We start from the raw sequence: 19,673 nt of genomic DNA on the forward strand, positions 1-19,673 counted from the left end.
TTGTAACAAAATATGTTCATTTGCAACGTTATTTTCACAACTGATCAAAATTAAACTGGGGATTAAAAATTATTTTTAGTGCATTATCTTAAAACTAAAAAGTGTTAGAGGCGCTAAATTATTTTGGGAAATCATTTAAAAATGCTGTAAAATTGCTTGGTAGTGTATTTTTTATTGAATTTTTTTAAATAAAAGCCACATTTTTAAAATTTTTTCACATATTCATTTTATATTTAATTTAAAAAGTAGAACAGATCTTATGGCAATTAAACGAAGCATTCGCTTACAATGTAGTGATTGCAAAGAAATCAATTATCTTACTAAAAAAAATAGTAAGAAACATCCTGAAAAATTAGAATTAAATAAATATTGCAACCGTTGTAAACACGCGGTTGTTCACAAAGAAACAAAACGTAAATAGTTTTTAAACTGTTTAGTTTATCTTTTTTTGTGCATTATTATTCCAAAAAAACAAAACACTTATTTTCTGAGTGTTTTATTTTTTTGTATTCAATTTATCAATCAGGTAATTTATGAAAATTTCCCAATTACTTAAATCTAACTTAATTTTTGTTGACACCAAATTTGGTTCCAAACAAGAAGCTTTAAAATTTTTCAGTAATCAATTAGTACTTCACAAATATGGTCGTGATTCTGAAACCATTTACCAATTATTTCAAGACCGTGAAAACCAAGCTTCAACCGGCATGGGAGATAAACTTGCTATCCCGCATATTTTGCATGATGTAATGACTGAAAATGTTATTTTCTTTGCAAAAACAACTCCTGTTGATTGAGCAGCAATTGATAACCAAAAAGTTGAATTAATTTTTGGAATTGCCATGACCAAAACAGGAGGTCATAACCAACACATCGATGCTTTAATGCAGTTATCAAATTTATTGTTAAATGAAAAAAATCGTGAAAAATTATTAACTGCTAAAAATAAAAATGATGTTCTAGCTGTAATTGAAACAGCTGAAACTGATGCATCAACCCCTGTTATTAATAATGATCCTAATGCCAAATACGATGTTGTTGCTGTAACATCATGCCCAACCGGAATTGCTCACACTTTTCTAGCTGCTAAAGCCTTAGAAAATTACGCCAAAGAAGCAAATGTCCGGCTTAAAGTAGAAACTCAAGGCACTGAAGGATCCAAAAATAGCTTAACCCAAGCAGAAATTGATAATGCTGGGGGAATCATTTTAGCAATTGATCGTTCCATTGATACTTCCCGATTTGCTAAACACACTAATGTTGTAGAAACCACAACCCGCAAAGCGATTTATGAACCAGCGAAATTATTTGACCAAGTTAAAAACCGCACTGGAGTACAACTAAAAAATATTACTAGTGGTGGAGGATTAGGTAGTGATGATTCACGCTTATCGTTCGATGGATTTGGCAAAAAGGCTTATCGGTCCCTTTTAACTGGGGTTTCTTACATGTTGCCCTTTGTGATCTTTGGAGGAATTTTAATTGCTCTAGGCTTTATTATTGATTTAGCGCAGTTGGGTGTACAGGGTCAAATTAATGCCATTGATGCTAATTTTGGAAAAATGTTTGCTACTTCCCGATGGTTTAATACAATCGGAGGAGAAATGGCCTTTGGTTTGATTGTCCCAATTTTATCGGCTTATATCACTTTTGCCATGGTGGGTAAAATTGGATTATTACCTGGGTTCATGGTCGGATTAATTTCTAATGGGTCAATGAATAAATTGTTAAGCACAATTAATGCTCCTGAAGCAATTACTGGAGTTAGTTCTGGCTTTTTTGGAGCCATTGGCGGTGCTTTTTTAGCTGCTGCAATCATCATCTTGCTAACTAATCACGTGTTTAATCGATTGCCTAAAAATGCTCAAGGTATTACTAATATCTTAATTATGCCTTTGTTTGGCACATTATTAATTGTTGCGATTTTCTGATTTGCTAATATTCCTTTTCAATACTTAAGTTACGGATTTTCCCAAATGTTAGGTGCAATTGATGCTAATTCCCAGTACATTGGATTTTTATTAGGTTTAATTATTGGGGTGATGATGGCAACTGATTTGGGGGGACCAATCAATAAAGCTGCTTATATTTTTGGCACTTTTTCTTTAGCAGAAGCAGTTAAAAATGGTTCAACTACGGGTTCATTACCAATGGGAATTGCTATTATTACTGGGATGATTCCTCCGTTAGGAATTGCTTTATCAACCATTGTTTCTAAAAAATATTGATCTGATGAGGATCGTAAAGCAGCTCAAAGTAACTGAATTTTAGGACTATCTTTTATTAGTGAAGGAGCAATTCCGTTTACAGCTGCTCGGCCTCAAGTGATGGTTTTAGCCAATATTATTGGCGGAGGCAGTGCTGGGTTAATTTCGGGTGCATTGGGGATTAATGCTTTAGCACCCCATGGAGGAATTTTTATCTTACCCTTATTTCGTTCAACTTTATTTAGTGGTACTAATCTTCAAATTGGGTTTGGGATTTTATTCACCATTTTAGCTTTAATTATTGGTACTCTAACCCAAGCGGTTGCTTTGCATTTCTTGTTAAAAAATGAAAGTAAAATTAAAATTTTTTATCAACGTGTTGGTCAAAAATTGCGACCACATAAATCTAACCCAATCCACTAAAAAATAATTCCAAACTTCAGCAATAAAAAAATGGTGAATTTATCATTCACCATTTTTTTATTGCTGATTTTTTAGTTAAATTAATTTGGTAAACTTTATTGTAATAGTTTCTTTTTAATTAAGATAAATCTGAGCTTGATTTTGAATCTGGTTTTTAAAATCAACACGAAAAAAAAGCAATTATGTTTTTAGCCATTTATAATTAGAAACCATTACATAAAAAAGAATTTTATTGAATTATGGATTATCGCAAAACGCTTAATATTCAAACTACGCCCTTCGAAATGAGAGCTAATTTAGGAACTAAAGAATTAGTTTTACAAAAATTTTGAAAAGACCACCAAATTTATCAAAAATTATTACAACAAAATCAAAAAAATCCCCAATGAGTTTTACATGATGGCCCACCTTATGCCAATGGGAATATTCATGTTGGTCATGCTGTTAATAAAATTTTAAAAGACATTATTGTTCGTACTAAAACCTTTCAAGGTTTTTATTCTCCATATATTCCAGGTTGAGACACGCATGGTTTGCCAATTGAGTGGGCTTTAATTAAACAGAATAAAAATACTGATCCGAATTTAACACCAACTGAAAAACGCCAAAACTGTAAAGACTTTGCGACTGAACAATTAAATAACCAGAAAGAACAATTTCAACGTTTGGGAATGTTAAGTGATTTTGATGATATTTATGTCACTTACAACCACCAATTTGAAATGGATCAATTACATGTTTTCATGAAAATGGTTCAAAAAAATTTAGTCTTTCGAGCCTTAAAACCAGTTTATTGATCATGGTCATCAAAAACTGCGTTAGCTGAAGCTGAAATTATTTATGGAAATGCTGAATCAGATTCCATTTATGTTGGAATGGCAACAACTACTTCTTTTTTAGAAATTCCTGTGGGTACCAAATTAATGATTTGGACCACTACCCCGTGAACTTTGCCATCTAACTTAGCAATTGCTGTTCATCCCGATTTAGAATATCATTTAGTAAAAATTAATCAAGAAACAGTGATTGTTTCAGCAACCAGACTAACTGCTGTTGCTGAATTATTAAAATGAAATAATCCGCAAATCTTACACACCTATAAGGGTCAACAACTTGAATATTTAAAATATGTAAATCCTTTATTAGATGAAGAACATTTTGTTGTGGTTGATGAATATGTTTCTGATGCGGATGGTACGGGTTTAGTTCATAATGCTCCTGGATTTGGGGTTGAAGACTACACCGTGTGTAAACGTTATGGGATCGAAATTTATTGTCCAATTGATGATGATGGTAAATTTGATCACCAAGTTAAAATTCCCGAACTAAAAGGGGTTTTTTATGCTAAAGCCAATGCTTTAATTATTGAATGACTGCAAACTAAACAAGCTCTTTATTTCCACGATCGGTTTGTACACAGTGTAGCTCATGACTGGCGTACTAATAAGCCCTTAATTTATCGAGCGACTAACCAGTGGTTTGTGAATATTGATGATATTAAATTAGACATCATTAACGTTTGCAAAACAATTGATTCTCATCCTAAATGAATCTTAAAACAATTACAAGATACCGTTTTAAGACGTAAAGAATGATGTATTTCTCGGCAACGGTTATGGGGTGTACCAATTCCAATTTTATTTGATGGTAATAATGAACCAATTTTAGATTTAGAACAAATTAAGTACACAATTAGTATTTTGCAAGAAAAAGGTTGTGATGCTTGGTTTGAATTATCAGCTGAAGCTTTTTTATCTCCTAAAAACCGTGGTTTAAAAGGTGTAACTAAATCTCAGGACATCATGGATGTGTGATTTGACTCTGGTACATCTTATAATATCCTAACTCACCATCACTTAAATCCTCAAGCCGAATTGTATCTAGAAGGAAGTGATCAGTTTCGGGGTTGGTTTAATTCATCATTAATTACTTCAGTAATTGTGAACCAGCAATCACCTTATAAAAACCTAATTTCCCATGGTTTTATTCTTGATGAAAAAGGATTTAAAATGTCTAAGTCCAAAGGGAATGTAGTTGATCCACTTAAAGTTTGCGCTGAAAGTGGTGCAGATGTTTTACGCTTATGAGTTGCTTCAACCGACTACACTGATGACATGCGTTTAGGTAAAACCATTTTTGAACAAGCAATTGATAATTACCGTAAAATTCGTAACTCCTTGTTCCGGTTTTCACTAGCTAATTTAGGAGATTTTAATCCAGCTACTGACATGCAAACCCAGTTAGCTGAAGTTGATAATTATGTCCTAGCTGAATTTCACCAAACTGTTCAAGCCTATTTACAAGAATTGGATAATTACAGTTTTTACCGTGCAACTAAAAAACTACTAAACTTTCTAAACTTTTATTCTTCATGATACTTTAATTTAGTTAAAGACGTACTTTATTGTAACCAGGCTAATGATCCTGTTCGACGGCAAGTGCAAACTGTTTTATATAAGATTTTAAAAACTGCTCTAGTTTTGTTAGCGCCAATTCTTCCGCACACTTGCGAAGAAGCTTATCAAGTTTTAAACGAGCCGTCTAAACAAGAATCAGTTCATTTAGAAAAATGAGTCGATTTAGCATGAATCAAACCCCAAGCGTTTGATCAACAAAAATGAGAACAATTCTTTAAATTAAAAGATTTAGTATACGAAGAAACCGAACGCCTTCGGGACCAGAAAATTATTAATAGTAATGTTGAAGCTAAAGTAGAAGTCAATAAAAAATACCAAACTCAACATTTTGGTCCTGAGCAATTAACCAAATATTTAATGGTAGCTGAATTAAGTTTTCAAGATTTAGCTGAACAAGATGTTCGGGTTACTAAAACCAGTCAACCAATCTGTGATCGTTGTAAACTTCACTTTCCAGCTGAACAATTAAACCAACAAAATCTATCGCCACGTTGTGCTAATGTGCTTAAAAATTTAGCAAATTAAAAAATTTAATTATTTATTTTAAAATAAAAAACCATTCCAATTTTGGAATGGTTTTTTTATGAAAGTCACGAGTGGTTGGTGATCTTAAAAGTGTTCTTCTAAAAATTTTAAGACACCATCTTGATCAGCTGAATCAGTCACATAAGTTGCAACAGCAGATAAGTTGGGGTTGGTTTTACCAACATAAACACTGTGTTTAATTTCTTTTAAACACAAATAATCGTTGTTGTTGTCGCCAAAATATAATAACTCATCCATGTCAGCATCCATCTCTTCCATGATGTATTTAATGCAATAGAATTTGTCAGCTGATGAATTATACAAGTCTAATAAGTCTGCTTCAGAAGAAGTTGATTCAACATAGGGCAAATGTTCTTGAACATAACTACTAATGTCTTGGTTTTTAGCTGGAGTACAATTTAAAATTTTTAGAACATTTTCTCGAGAAATTAATTCATGATCTAAAGGATAATATTTCCACATTAGCGGTCCTAAATTATTTTTAATCGCGCTTTCAGTTAATTGACGAATTCGCCAGTTTTTTTGGTTGTTAGTGTAAATTCTTTGGGAGGTGTAAATAAAGAAATCACAACGAGAAGCTTGTAAGAAGGTGACTAATCCCGCAACAGCTAAAGGTGATAAAACAGCTAAATCAATGTGTTTGACATCCGAATAAGAAATACTAGCACCATTGTTAGTAATTGTTGGTAATTCGGGCAAAATTTTAGCTGCAACATATTTAACCATCGCATAATGACGTCCAGTTGCCAGACCAAATTTGATATTATATTTATTTCGAATTTCAATAATTTTTTGAATTAAATTAAATCTTAATGTCTTATTTTTGTCCAAAATAGTGCCATCAAGATCAAAATAAATATATTTAATATTTTTTAACATAAAAAATACCTTGTTTACCAGATTAGTAAACACCTTCATTAAATATTAAGTTATTAATTGTACTAAAGCGAGTATGTGATTCTTTAATCACCATCACTAATTCATTTTTTTGATTATAAATTAGTTCAAAAATTTCAATGATTGCATCGCATTCTTGAAATTTAGATTTGTGGTTACATAAAATAATTTTACGTACCCGACGAAAAACAGCATGACCATTAACCGCTAAAAATTTTAGAATATCGTTTCGAATTAATTCGACATCTCAATTAAAGAAATGTGGTCTGACAATTCCAATTTTTTGCACACAAGACTTCAATGAAGCTTTATTGGCATAAAAAACTTTTTTACAACAAAATAAATTGTTGATATCAAAATCTGTTTCAGGTTGTAATAAACTGCAAAAAATTTGATCATCAAACTCTAAATCAACTGGATCTTGTAATCATTTTTGACTAATTGAAATCCGAAAATCAAACGGTTGATCAAAATGGTGGCAAAAACTTAAAACACTACCATTAGATAAATAATCTTGTACAACTCAAGATTTGAACGGAACCGAGTGTAAAATTTTAGCATTCTGAAAGTAATTTAATAAAAAATGGCATTTAGATTTTGCCATATCTAATTTATTTGCTAGTGTTTTTTCTGAAGCAATACTTTCATCAATTTTTCAATCTCCATTCTGAATCTTTAATAAAACATAAGTAATGAAATAACGGGTTTCATAATCAATTTCATCAATCTTATTCTTACTATCAGAACAATTAGAATAAGTTAAAATTTCATTATCAAGATCAAATGAAAAATCTAATTTTGGTTTTCTTGAAAAAAGACCAGTACGAGCCTGATCAGAATTTGGGTTAAAACCACTTTCATAATCTAATTTGTCTTTTTTAAGTTTCATCATGAATTTTAAGTAGTCTTCAATGATTTGAATGGTTGTGATTATTTTTAAAGGTATGACAATAAGAAAATTAAGCTTTGTTTGCTGATCCGAATAATTTAATTTTATCTAAAATGACTTTTTCCATAGCAATGATTCCATCATTGAGTAATTTACGCGGATCAAAGCCTTTTTTTACCATATCATTCGCTTTACCAGAAATGACATATTTAGAAACTGCATCAGCAAAAGCTAATTGCAATTCAGTATTTACATTAATTTTAGCAATTCCTAAACTAATTGCTTTTTTGATTTGATTATCAGGAATTCCTGAACCTCCATGTAAAACCATTGGTTTTTGGACTGCTTGAGAAATTTCGGATAAAACTTCAAAGTTTAAACCACTTCATCCTTGTGGATAAACCCCGTGAATATTTCCAATTCCCGCAGCCAACATGGAGATATTTAATTTGCCAATTTCCACACATTGGTTTAAATCAGCTAATTCACCATCAGCAGAAACCCCATCTTCTTCTCCACCAATAGTTCCCACTTCAACTTCCACAGAAACATTCATAGATTGTGCTTGGGCAACAATTTCTTTGGCTTTTTCCAAATTATCAGCAAAATCTAAATGTGATCCATCAAACATGATGGAAGAAAATCCAGCTGCTAAAGCCAATTTACAAGCATCATATGTACCATGATCCAAATGTAAAGCAACTGGAATGCTGATTTTTAGATCTTCAATTAAGCCAGTAACCATTCGTACCACAGTTTGATAACCACCCATATACTTGATGGCACCAGCTGAAGTAGCAATGATAATTGGAGATCGAGCTCGATCAGCTGTAAGTAAGACCGTTTTAGCCCACTCTAAATTATTAATGTTAATGTGTGGAATGGCATACTTATTTTCATAAGCCTTTTTAGTCATTTCAGTGGCATTAACTAGTAAAGAATTAAATATTTGACTCATCTATCGTTTCTTCCTTCTAAGGAAAATTTAATAAAAATTTGCAAGATATTACAGTAAGAAAGTAATTAGACTTTCTTATAATTAATATTAATTTTTATGATTTAAAATCTCATAAATAGTATTATATTATATTAAAAGAACAAAAAATGGTTTATTTTTTGGGGCAAAAATTACAAAATGGGTGAGGATAAAAGAGACAAAAATGTTAATCGGTGATAAGCCTTTTTTACGAATTGTAGAACCACGATTGGAAAAAGAATACCAGCAATTTGTTGAACAAATTAAACCATTTTACAACGAAAATAATTTCACTAAAATTTATATTCGTAGCATATACGATATGGTTAATACCTCTCAATTAGAATATTTAGAAATTTATCTTTTTTCCCTGTTATACACCTGAACCAATAATAATGAAAAATATAATTATGATTATTTAAAAGACTATCAAAAATTGGTTGATTTTTTAGAAATTGAGAATAAATTTGGATTTTTAGAACACTATTATTTTGAGCGTTTAAACATGATTGTGTTCACTATCACACGAAAACTGAAATCATTAAATCCTGATTTTCCAATGAGTAAAAAAGAAGCTAATTATTTTTTTTATGCCGACTTAATTTTTCAAAGTCATTTTTCGCAATTTGACGTTGATAAGTTGGGTTGTAATTTATTCATCACTAACAAACGGTTAATTTTAGCTAGTAAAACGATGTACTTAGTTTTTCGGTTTAATGAATTAAAACAACTAAAACTTAATTTTAATAATGTTTATTTTGAATTTGAAGATTTAGCTTTTTCATTGGAAACAATCGCTCCCGAAGTTGTATATATTTCCTTAGACCGAATTATTCAATCTGAAGGATATGATATTTAATGCCCGCAGAATTTTTTGAACAAAAAATGGCAATTGTTCCCAAAAAACCTGGTTGCTATTTGTGAAAAAACTTAAATAACGAAATCATTTACATTGGTAAAGCCAAAAATTTATTTAATCGTACCCATTCTTATTTTACGGGTTCTAATAATTTGCGCACTCAAAAAATGGTGAGTGAAATTTATGATTTAGACTACATCGTAGTTAAATCAGAAAATGAAGCTTTAATTCTAGAATCAACACTAATCAACAAACATCAACCTAAATATAATATTTTATTGCGGGAAAATAATTTATATCCTTACTTATTTTTGACTAATGAACCTAAACCCCGGTTGTTTTATACTAAAAATAAAATTACACATTTAACTGGAAAGTATTTTGGGCCTTTTGCAGTTAGTGGGACTCGACCTTGAGAATTGTATAATTTATTAAAAAAAATTTTACCGATTCAAGATTGTAAACACAAATGAAATAAGGAATGTTTTAATTGTGAGATTCTCAAACGAATCCAAATTCCTATTTTAAAAAGTAATCAACAAGATTTTAAAAGTATTGTTAATTTAATTAATAATATTTTGCAAGGTAAATCCAAACCTTTAATTAATTATTTAGAAAATCAAGAACTGTATCATAAAAATAATTTTGAATTTGAAGATGCACAAAAATTTTTAAATTTAAGAAAAGCATTAAACGAAATTAACCAAAATAAATATGTTCAAGTTAATCAAAGTAAAATTGATATCATTGGTTTTAAAGTTGATGAGAATTTTGTTGCCATCAATATTTTTACCTGAATTGATCAAAAATTAATTTCTAAAACTGAGAAAGTTTTACATTACTTAGATGATTGGCGAGAAACATTTAACTATTTTCTTTATGAGTTTTATAAAACTCAAAAAAGTAATTTCAAAGTTTATTTATCCTTCATTGATGAGAAAATCAAATTATTAGAACAACATTTAAAAATTAAATTTATCACACCTTTGAAGGGACAGTTTTTGGATTTAATGACCACAGCCATGCACAATGCTGAATTCAATTTACAAAAACATAATTTAAAAAATTATGGTCGAGAAAATTCTCGAAAACAAGTTAATAACCAACTTAAAGAACTGTTAGGACTAGCTAAATTGGAGCGAATTGAAATTTTTGATATTAGTCAATTTTTTGGAACTAATCCAGTTGGCGCTATGGTTGTATATGAAAACGGAATTGCTAACAAAAAACAATATCGAAAATTCATTATTAAAGAAGCTGAAGGTAATTCTGATTTAGATTACATGAAAGAAGTAATTTATCGGCGTTATACGAGATTATTGGATCGAAATTGAGTTTTACCTGATTTAGTGATTGTTGATGGAGGACAAACTCACTTAAATTTGTTAAATAATTGTTTAAAAAATTTAGGTTTAAATTTCGCTACTGCTAGTTTAGTGAAAGATAAAAAACACCGAACTAGAGCTTTAATCTATCAGGATCAGGAACTAAAAATTAGTGACCCTAATCTTTTGCATTATTTAACTACTATTCAAGATGAAACCCATCGATTTGCTATTACTTTTTTCAAAAACCGTAATATTAAGTCACAATTTCAAAGTGTATTAGAAAGTGTTAAAGGTTTAGGTCCTAAAAAAATTAAACTTTTATTGGAAAAATATGAAACAGTACGTCAATTACAAAAAGTACCAATCGAAGAATTAGCTCAAATAATTCCCCAACAAGTTGCTATTGAATTAGAAGCGAAATTAGAAGAATTCATGAAGCAACAAACCGCACTTCAAGCGCAATTAACCAAAAAGATGAATCGTTAAAATGATTGTTATTGACCGTAATAAATTCCGTTTTAAATTTAAAAATAATCAGGCCGCAGCTAATCCAATTTTTTTTATTCATGGATTAGTGGGTAATAGTTCAAACATGACTCAATTTGCTGAAAAAATTACTGAACATGATTATTATTCAGTTGATTTACCTAATCATGATGAGCAAATTGAATGAAAAAAGATTAAATTAACAATTGATTATTTTGCCGAACAAATCGCTCAATTTATTGTTGAACGTAATTTAACAAATATTACTTTAATGGGACATTCGATGGGAGGAGCCATTTCGTTAACTTTAATTACAAAAATTAGTCACCGAATTCGAAATATTATTTTAATTTCTCCAGCTACACCTGCTTTGGCATTTAAAACTGAACGAGTTGGAATAACCTACCGAACTTTACGAAAATGATTGATAAACTTCAAACATTGAATCAAGGAAATATTTCATCAACTAATTCATGGAAGCAAACCCAATCCCGCTTTCAATATTAAGGTTGAACATAAAAAGCTGAAACAACAATTTCGTAATTTAATTGCTCATTATCATCATTTTGCGGAAATTAATGGCGGATTTTGACAAGAAAAGCGCAAGTTTCGGCAACTAGTGTCTCCTTGGGTTTACTTATTAATTCGTGATTTATTTTCTAAAAAAAACAGTATCAAATTAAAAATTGCTTTAATGTCACAACCCCAATTACGCAAAATGCCAGTTTTATATATTTCGGGTAAACATTATGATTTTTTAACCCCTCAAAACGACGTTAAAGAGTTTTTAAATCAAAATTTTCTTCATATCAACCATATCATTTTAGATAGTGGTGCTCATATTCCGTTTTGATCTGATTTTGATAATTTTTTTACAGCAGTTCACCAATTTATGGCTGATCCAAAACAAGATTTTCAATTAACTAAGTATCAATTTCTTCACTAAGCATTTGATTGGCAGGATGTTCTGATTGGTTTATTACCAAACCAAAATTTTCTGGTTTTAACAAATCATAAAACATTTGTTTTTTAATAACATCAACAATTGCGGATCGCACAATTTGTTTATAAGGCATTTTTTTATTTGTTAAATAAGTATCAAAGTTTTTGATAAATTTTTCCCGATAAATTTCTAAGTTAAGAAATTTTAATTTTTCTCGTAATTTTTCTCTTAAATAACCCAAAATCATTATCGGATCACAATCAATTAATTCAGGATTGTGTAGTTCTTTAACTCGTTTTAAATCAATTATTCAATCATGATTAATGATTCAGTCCAATTTGTGAGGCACAATTCAGTAATTTCGGGCATATTCTCATAATGAAGTTAGAAAATTAGGGGTGAATTTTTTGCCTAAAAAATTAATGTTGTAACGTTCAAATCACCATTCAACTGAACGTCAATAACCCACTCCACTAAGATCTACATCATCAGGCACAGAAGATAAATCCTTATACATTAAGTAATTAATTAAACTGATGTAATTAAACTTATACTTGAATTTAGCAAGAAGAAACTGTTGAAATTGTTTTTCTAACATACTAGATTGCAAACAAACTAAGTCAAATTCACTAATCATATCAGTAACTAAATTTAGTTTATTTTCATTAACCACAATATCATGTGTGGCGATTAAATCACGAATAATCAGTAAATCTTGGGCTTGTTGAATTTGGGTTTTAGAAATCTGAAATTCTTGATTCAATTCAGTAACAACTGAATAATGACTACGAATATAAGTCATTGCAGCTTTTAGTAATGATTTAGTTTCCAATTCTTCAAGAATTTTGCAATATAAGTATTCAGCATCCACTAAAAAATTGTTTGTTTCAATTTTTTTACTTCATTTACGAAAAATAGTTTCAAATTCGTTAAATTGCTTAATTTCAATTACTTGATCAAAATCAATTTTATTTTTATTTAAGATATAAATGTCCTTCATAGTTGGATAAATATCTGATTAATAATTATAATTTTTTAATACGATTAAATGCTTTAGCATTTAGATCCTTGGTTTATAGTTTAAGCAAAAATTTAACAAAATTTACAAATAAAAAAGACCATTTTTTAGTTTAGAACCCAAAAATGGTAACTTTTTTTACTCTTTTTTTAACAAAAATCTGGTATACAAAAATAATCATAAGTTCTTAAAACCCCATATTTTTGTGATGAAAAATCACAAAAATATGGTTAATAAACGACAAAAAACCCCTTCAGAATTTTTTTCTGAAGGGGTTTTTATTTTTGCGCGGCGATATTATCCAATGATAACCCAATGCTGCTTAACTGCTATGTTCGGGATGGGAATAGGTGTTTCCAGCATCGTATCGTCACCGCACGCTTGCTTGCTTTCTGGCAACTGATTACAGACAAATCTTTTTTGATGGTGATGATTGCCACCGAGTTTTCACAAAATTAAAAAATCTATTTTGTTCATCAATCCAAATTATTGGTTATAAATCCTCGAATTATTAGTATTGTTCAGCTCAATACATTACTGCACTTACACTTACAACCTATCAACGTTGTTATCGACAACGATTCTTACCCTCTTGCGAGGTGGGAAGATTATTTTAGAAGTTAGTTTCACACTTAGATGCTTTCAGCGTTTATCTATGCCATACATAGCTACCCAGCCGTGCCACGGGCGTGACAACTGGTACACTAGAGGTATGTTCAACCCGGTCCTCTCGTACTAGGGTCAAATCTTCGCAATCTTCCTACAGCCACTATAGATAGGGACCAACCTGTCTCACGACGGTTTGAACCCAACTCACGTATCTCTTTAATCGGCGAACAGCCGAACCCTTGGAACCTGCTTCAGCTCCAGGATGAGATGAGTCGACATCGAGGTGCCAAACAGTGTCGTCGATATGAACTCTTGGACACTATCAGCCTGTTATCCCCAGAGTAGCTTTTATCCGTTGAGCGATGGCCGTTCCATTCCGAACCACCGGATCACTATGACCTAGTTTCCTACCTGTTCGACGTGTAAGTCTCACAGTCAAGCACCCTTATACCATTACACTCAAAACACGATTTCCAACCGTGTTGAAGGTACCTTTGCGCGCCTCCGTTACTTTTTGGGAGGCGACCGCCCCAGTCAAACTGCCCACCTAACACTTTCTCCTGCCGTGATTACCAGCATGGGTTAGAAAAAATACAAAAGAAGAGTGGTATTCCATTGGTGACTCCATTACACCTAGCGGCATAATCTCATAGTCTCCCACTTATTCTCTACATCCAATGGACGTTTTCAATATTAAGCTACAGTAAAGCTTCATGGGGTCTTTCCGTCCCGTAGTGGCTAGAGAGTGTCTTCACTCTCACCAGGATTTCACCGAGCTTACAGCCGAGACAGTCAAGAGATGGTTACACCATTCAAGCGGGACGGAATTTACCCGACAAGGCATTTCGCTACCTTAGGACCGTTATAGTTACGGCCGCCGTTCACCAGGGCTTAAGTTAAGAGCTTCGCATTGCTGCTAACCCCCTTCATTGACCTTCTGGCACTGGGCAGGTGTCACCTCATATACATCGGCTTGCGCCTTAGCATAAAGCTGTGTTTTTGATAAACAGTCCCCCCTCGCTCTTTACTGTGGCCTACATTACTGTAGGCATCCCTTATCGCTAACTTACGGGATCAATTTGCAGAGTTCCTTAGCTGTAATTAACTCGATAGCCTTAGGATATTCTCCTTGACCACGTGTGTTCGTTCTCGGTACGGATAACATAATTGTTAAGTTTAGAAGCTTTTCTTGAGAATTTGGTGTCACACAACTTCGCTACTTGCCGAAGCTTTCGCTCGTATTCATACATCATGCTTTTCGGTTTGAAATAAAGCGGATTTGCCTACTTTATGCACTAAATATTTAAACAGAAATCCAATAATCTGCTTGTGCTAACCTCTTCTGTCACTCCATCACCAACTATGTTAGTATAAGAATTTTAACTCATTGTCCATCGACTACGCCTTTCGGCCTCGCCTTAGGATCCGACTCACCCTGGGCGGATGACCCTGCCCCAGGAAACCTTGGTCAATACGGCTAGAAAGATTTTCACTTTCATACGTTACTCACGCCGGCATTCTTACTTGTATACAGTCCACATGTGTTCACACTCATGCTTCGTCCCAGTATACAACACTCGTCTACCGCTATGTATTGCTACATAACCCGCGAATTCGGTGTTAAGCTTAGCCCCGTTACACCTTCGGCGCAGGAAAACTCGACTAGTGAGCTGTTACGCACTCTTTAAACGATGGCTGCTTCTAAGCCAACATTCTAGCTGTTTGTGTTTTCCAACATCCTTCTCCACTTAGCTTAACTTGGGGACCTTATTCGACGATCTGGGCTCTTTCCCTTGTGACAATGAAGCTTATCCCCCACTGTCTGACTGCTGAAATAGGATTGATGGTATTCATAGTTTAATTTCATTCAGTACACGAAGGCCGCGCCATCATGAATTCAGAGCTTTACCCCCACCAACCCAAATAATTCAACGCTAGTCCTAGAACTATTTCGACGAGAACCAGCTATCACGGAGTTCGATTGGAATTTCACCCCTAACCACAGGTCATCCGCTGTCATTTCAACGAAAGTCGGTTCGGTCCTCCATTTGGTATTACCCAAACTTCAACCTGCCCATGGTTAGATCACCCCGTTTCGGGTCTATTGCAACATACTAAACACCCTGTTCAGATTCGCTTTCGCTACGGCTCCGCTTCTACAGCTTAACCTTGCATGCTACAATAACTCGCCGGCTCATACTTCAAAACGCACGCCATCACCCATTAACGGGCTCTGACTCTTTGTAAGTTAATGGTTTCATGGTCTATTTCACTCCCATCTCTGGGTTCTTTTCATCTTTCCCTCACGGTACTGGTTCACTATCGGAGAATGGTTAGTATTTAGGCTTACCCAATGGTCTGGGCAGATTCAGACAGGATTCCACGTGCCCCGCCCTACTCAGGATCCACCTTGGTATAAAAAAGATTTCGCATACGGGGCTATCACCCGCTATGGCGTTGCTTCCCAACAACTTCTGCTATCAATTTTAAGTCCGTTCTGGTGTCCTACAACCCCGAAATAAATTTCGGTTTGGCCTGTTCCCGGTTCGCTCGCCGCTACTTAGGAAATCACTTCGTTTTCTTTTCCTCTTGCTACTGAGATGTTTCACTTCGCAAGGTATCGCTTTAATAACCTATGTATTCAGTTAATAATAATAGTCATCTCTGACTATTGGGTTTCCCCATTCGGAAATTGCTGGATCAATCGCTTTTTATCAGCTCCCCAACACTTATCGCAGATTAACACGTCCTTCATCGCCTTCCATTCCCAAGAAATCCACCACTAACTCTTATTAATTTATAACGTTTGTATTGATCTAATAAAAATTTTAATTAGTTAATTACTCGGTTTTAATCATCACTACAAACCAAACATTTTACAATATTTGATTATAGATCAGAAAGATTGTCTGTTTTCAGTTGTCAAAAAGCAAGCACGTGAGAATCGCAAAAGCTTTCTCAAATCTGAAGACTATCCGACTCAATAACATTAATATTACGTTTGTAAACATTAAAAAAGTTAGCTCAATCAGATTTTCATCTATTCACTAACCCATAATTATCAAGATTTGTTAAAAAAAGTACACTATTTATTAAATTGTAATGTCAAAAGATTAAACAACTAAAAAGTCATTTAATTATCGATTCCAAAGAAAGGAGGTGATCCACCCCCACGTTCTCGTAGGGGTACCTTGTTACGACTTAACTCCAATCAGCAAATCTATCCTAGACGCATATTCCACTTTGCAGGTTAATTTTGCGGTTTTAGATATACTTACCTCTCGTAGTTTGACGGGCGGTGTGTACAAGACCTGAGAACGTATTCACCGCGATATAGCTGACACGCGATTACTAGTGATTCCAACTTCATGAAGGCGAGTTGCAGCCTTCAATCCGAACTGAGATTGGCTTTTGTGATTAAGCTTTACATCGCTGTATCGCCCACTTTGTACCAACCATTGTAGCACGTTTGCAGCCCCAGGCATAAGGGGCATGATGATTTGACGTCATCCCCACCTTCCTATAGCTTTCGCTTCAGTCTCTGTAGATACTTAACTACAGACAGGGGTTGCGCTCGTTGCGGGACTTAACCAAACATCTCACGACACGAGCTGACGACAACCATGCACCACCTGTCACCTTGATAGCCTCCACTATGTTTCCATAGCTTTGCAAGGGATGTCAAACCTGGGTAAGGTTTTTCGTGTATTGTCGAATTAAGCAACATGCTCCACCACTTGTGCAGGTCCCCGTCAATTCCTTTGAGTTTCACTCTTGCGAGTGTACTACCCAGGCGGGATATTTAATGCGTTAGCTGCGTCACCGAGACTCTAGTCCCAACAACTAATATCCATCGTTTACAGTGTGGACTACTAGGGTATCTAATCCTATTTGCTCCCCACACTTTCAAGCCTAAGCGTCAATAACAGCCCAAGTTCTCGCCTTCGCCACTGGTGTTCTTCAATATATCTACGCATTTCACCGCTCCACATTGAATTCCAGAACTCCCTACTGTATTCTAGATTAACAGTTTCTAATGCAAACAATAGTTAAGCTACTGCCTTTCACACCAGACTTGTTAATCAACCTGCGCTTGCTTTACGCCCAATAAATCCGGATAACGCTTGCAACCTATGTATTACCGCGGCTGCTGGCACATAGTTAGCCGTTGCTTATTCAAAAGGTACAATCAAAACAGAAGCATTTCCTCTTCTGTTCATTTTTTCCTAATAAAAGAGTTTTACAACCCAAAGGGCCGTCATCACTCACGCGGCATTGCTCCATCAGGCTTTCGCCCATTGTGGAAAATTCCCTACTGCTGCTTCCCGTAGGAATATGGGCCGTGTCTCAGTCCCATTGTGGCTGTTCTACCTCTCAGTACAGCTATGCATCATCGACTTGGTGGGCCATTACCCCGCCAACTATCTAATGCACCGCACCCCCATCCTTAAGCGACGCAAACGCGCCTTTAAAACAAAAAACTTATGTTAAATGCTCCTATAAAGTATTAGCTAGATTTTCATCTAGTTATTCTTTACATAAGGGTAGGTTGGATACGTGTTACTCACCCGTTCGCTACTAGAATATTGCTACTCTCGTTCAACTTGCATGTATTAGGCATGCCGCCAGCGTTAATCCTGAGCCAGGATCAAACTCTCAAAAAAATTAACGGATAGTCTTCAGATTTCAAAAAGCTTACTAATTAATATGATTAAAAATCTTACTAATTATTTGCGAAAAAGTTTATGTTAATTTCTAAATGTTTTAACACAACAGGAATTAATTATACATAAAAAAATAAATTTTTTACAAAAAATTAATTAATTTTTCAAAAATTTAAAAATTTAAGAAAATTAACTAAAAAATAACCAAAAAAGAAAATTCTTTTCTTTGAATATTTTGAAAAATAACAAGAATTGAATTTTAAAAAATATTTGGTCGAACTAAATTAATTTAGCTGCTGTTACTTATGCACATTCTGTTACATAAACTGGGATAAATTATACATAAAACTTCGGAAAAATACAAAAAAATTAATTTTTTTTATTTTTTTTAAAATTTTTTAGTAATTTGTTTGAAAACCCTGCTTTTTCGGGCTTTTTTGCTGTTTTTAAGGCCTTTTTTAGTTCTAATTTAACTCAAAATCAAGCTAAAAAAGCAATTAAAATGCTTTTTTAGCCAAAATTAAAATGGGTTGGGGCATTAAAATTAACTCCTTATTTTTTCTTTGTTGAAGGTTCTTTAATTATCTGGCATTCGGGACATAAATAAGTTCCTCTGCCATTGACTTTGGTTTTGATAATTGTTGTATTACAAATCTGACAAGCTAAACCTTTTAAAGTGTGTACTTTTAGTTTATTTTGGAACTGACCCATTTCCCCGTGTTTATATTTAAAGCTTAAAATTGTGGTGCCATGGTGTTTAATTGCCGTTTTAATGATTGCGGTTGCTGCAGTAGTAATTGCAGCAAAATCGCGATCTGATAAATTTTTCACTAAAGTTAAGGGGTGGATTTGGGCTGCAAATAAAATTTCATCCGCGTAAATATTACCGATTCCTGAAATTTTAGTTTGATCCAATAAAGTTGTTTTAATAACCCGATTAGGCGAAGTTAATAATTGCTTTTTCACATAATCGACATTAAAGCGGGGATCAATTGGATCTCAACCCAGTTTAGCTAATTCTTTTTGTTCCAAAAAATCAGCAGCATTAAATAAGTGTACAGTTCCAAACCGACGAGTATCATGATAACGAAGTTCGTGATCATTACTAAATTTAATGCGAAACAGAACATGTTGGTATTCATACGGATCATTTTTATGCTGATAATAAGGTTTCCCTTCCATCCGTAAGTGTAAAACTAGGACTTGATCAGAATTTAAATGAAAGATTAGATATTTACCAATTCGGGTTAAATTAGTGAATTGTTGCCCCACCAAAGCTGCATGTAACGCTTCTGCAGTGGTATTTTTCAGGATTTTGTCATTATTGACTTCAACTCCAATAATTAAGTGATTGGTCACTAAAGGTTTTAAATGGTTGATAAAAGTTTGGACTTCTGGTAGTTCTGGCATG

General features: G+C 33.4%; 11 protein-coding genes and 3 rRNA genes. 6 read left to right on the plus strand and 8 right to left on the minus strand.

Going from position 1 to position 19,673, the window contains the following annotated elements; translation table 4 throughout:
* The first annotated feature begins 259 nt into the window (after window positions 1–259).
* From rpmG to ileS, 3 genes are all read left to right on the plus strand, one after another.
* Entirely contained in the window at window positions 260–421 is a 162-nt protein-coding gene (gene rpmG / locus NPA10_RS02235; RefSeq protein WP_256547099.1) for a 50S ribosomal protein L33, read from the plus strand.
* 112 nt (window positions 422–533) lie between these two features.
* The gene (locus tag NPA10_RS02240; RefSeq protein ID WP_256547100.1) at window positions 534–2,630 is read left to right on the plus strand and encodes a PTS fructose transporter subunit IIABC; all 2,097 of its coding nucleotides are present in this window, start codon (window positions 534–536) and stop codon (window positions 2,628–2,630) included.
* 239 nt (window positions 2,631–2,869) lie between these two features.
* Window positions 2,870–5,572, plus strand: a complete 2,703-nt coding sequence (gene ileS, locus NPA10_RS02245) for an isoleucine--tRNA ligase (RefSeq protein WP_256547101.1) — start codon at window positions 2,870–2,872, stop codon at window positions 5,570–5,572.
* Window positions 5,573–5,656: 84 nt separating this feature from the next.
* Here the strand turns inward: ileS and NPA10_RS02250 are convergent, their stop codons facing one another.
* The 3 genes from NPA10_RS02250 to fba form a co-directional block, all read right to left on the minus strand.
* On the minus strand, window positions 5,657–6,472 hold the full coding sequence (locus NPA10_RS02250) for a Cof-type HAD-IIB family hydrolase (RefSeq protein WP_256547102.1): 816 nt from the start codon (window positions 6,470–6,472) through the stop codon (window positions 5,657–5,659).
* Window positions 6,473–6,494: 22 nt separating this feature from the next.
* Complete coding sequence (locus tag NPA10_RS02255; RefSeq protein WP_256547103.1) at window positions 6,495–7,379, minus strand: hypothetical protein; 885 nt, start codon at window positions 7,377–7,379, stop codon at window positions 6,495–6,497.
* A gap of 70 nt (window positions 7,380–7,449) precedes the next feature.
* Window positions 7,450–8,316, minus strand: coding sequence for a class II fructose-1,6-bisphosphate aldolase (fba, locus tag NPA10_RS02260; RefSeq protein ID WP_256547865.1), 867 nt, complete (start codon window positions 8,314–8,316; stop codon window positions 7,450–7,452).
* A gap of 223 nt (window positions 8,317–8,539) precedes the next feature.
* Here fba and NPA10_RS02265 point away from each other — a divergent pair, with 223 nt between their 5' ends.
* Genes NPA10_RS02265 through NPA10_RS02275 form a run of 3 tightly spaced genes read left to right on the plus strand, consistent with a single transcriptional unit; the run spans window position 8,540 to window position 11,974 of the window.
* Window positions 8,540–9,214 carry a hypothetical protein gene (locus NPA10_RS02265; protein ID WP_256547104.1) on the plus strand — a complete coding sequence of 225 codons (675 nt, stop codon included), beginning with the start codon at window positions 8,540–8,542 and terminating at the stop codon, window positions 9,212–9,214.
* On the plus strand, window positions 9,214–11,028 hold the full coding sequence (gene uvrC, locus NPA10_RS02270) for an excinuclease ABC subunit UvrC (protein ID WP_256547105.1): 1,815 nt from the start codon (window positions 9,214–9,216) through the stop codon (window positions 11,026–11,028). Before NPA10_RS02265 ends, uvrC begins: the two co-directional genes overlap by 1 nt.
* 1 nt (window position 11,029) lies before the next feature.
* Window positions 11,030–11,974, plus strand: coding sequence for an alpha/beta fold hydrolase (locus NPA10_RS02275; protein WP_256547106.1), 945 nt, complete (start codon window positions 11,030–11,032; stop codon window positions 11,972–11,974).
* On the opposite strand, the gene NPA10_RS02280 is transcribed toward NPA10_RS02275, so the two are convergent.
* The 5 genes from NPA10_RS02280 to mutM form a co-directional block, all read right to left on the minus strand.
* Window positions 11,952–12,971 (minus strand): hypothetical protein, encoded by a 1,020-nt coding sequence (locus tag NPA10_RS02280; protein WP_256547107.1) that lies wholly within the window; start codon window positions 12,969–12,971, stop codon window positions 11,952–11,954. The genes NPA10_RS02275 and NPA10_RS02280 overlap by 23 nt on opposite strands.
* Window positions 12,972–13,275: 304 nt before the next feature.
* Window positions 13,276–13,367: ribosomal RNA gene (gene rrf, locus NPA10_RS02285) — 5S ribosomal RNA — on the minus strand.
* 113 nt (window positions 13,368–13,480) lie between these two features.
* A 23S ribosomal RNA gene (locus NPA10_RS02290) occupies window positions 13,481–16,401 on the minus strand.
* Window positions 16,402–16,750: 349 nt separating this feature from the next.
* Window positions 16,751–18,262: ribosomal RNA gene (locus NPA10_RS02295) — 16S ribosomal RNA — on the minus strand.
* Together the 16S, 23S and 5S rRNA genes form the textbook arrangement of a ribosomal RNA operon.
* 552 nt (window positions 18,263–18,814) lie before the next feature.
* On the minus strand, window positions 18,815–19,672 hold the full coding sequence (gene mutM, locus NPA10_RS02300; protein ID WP_256547108.1) for a DNA-formamidopyrimidine glycosylase: 858 nt from the start codon (window positions 19,670–19,672) through the stop codon (window positions 18,815–18,817).
* Window position 19,673 lies beyond the last annotated feature (1 nt).

Origin of the sequence: Mycoplasmoides fastidiosum, from assembly GCF_024498275.1 — a bacterium.
In the GTDB taxonomy this organism is placed as follows: domain Bacteria; phylum Bacillota_I; class Bacilli_A; order Mycoplasmatales; family Mycoplasmoidaceae; genus Mycoplasma_N; species Mycoplasma_N fastidiosum.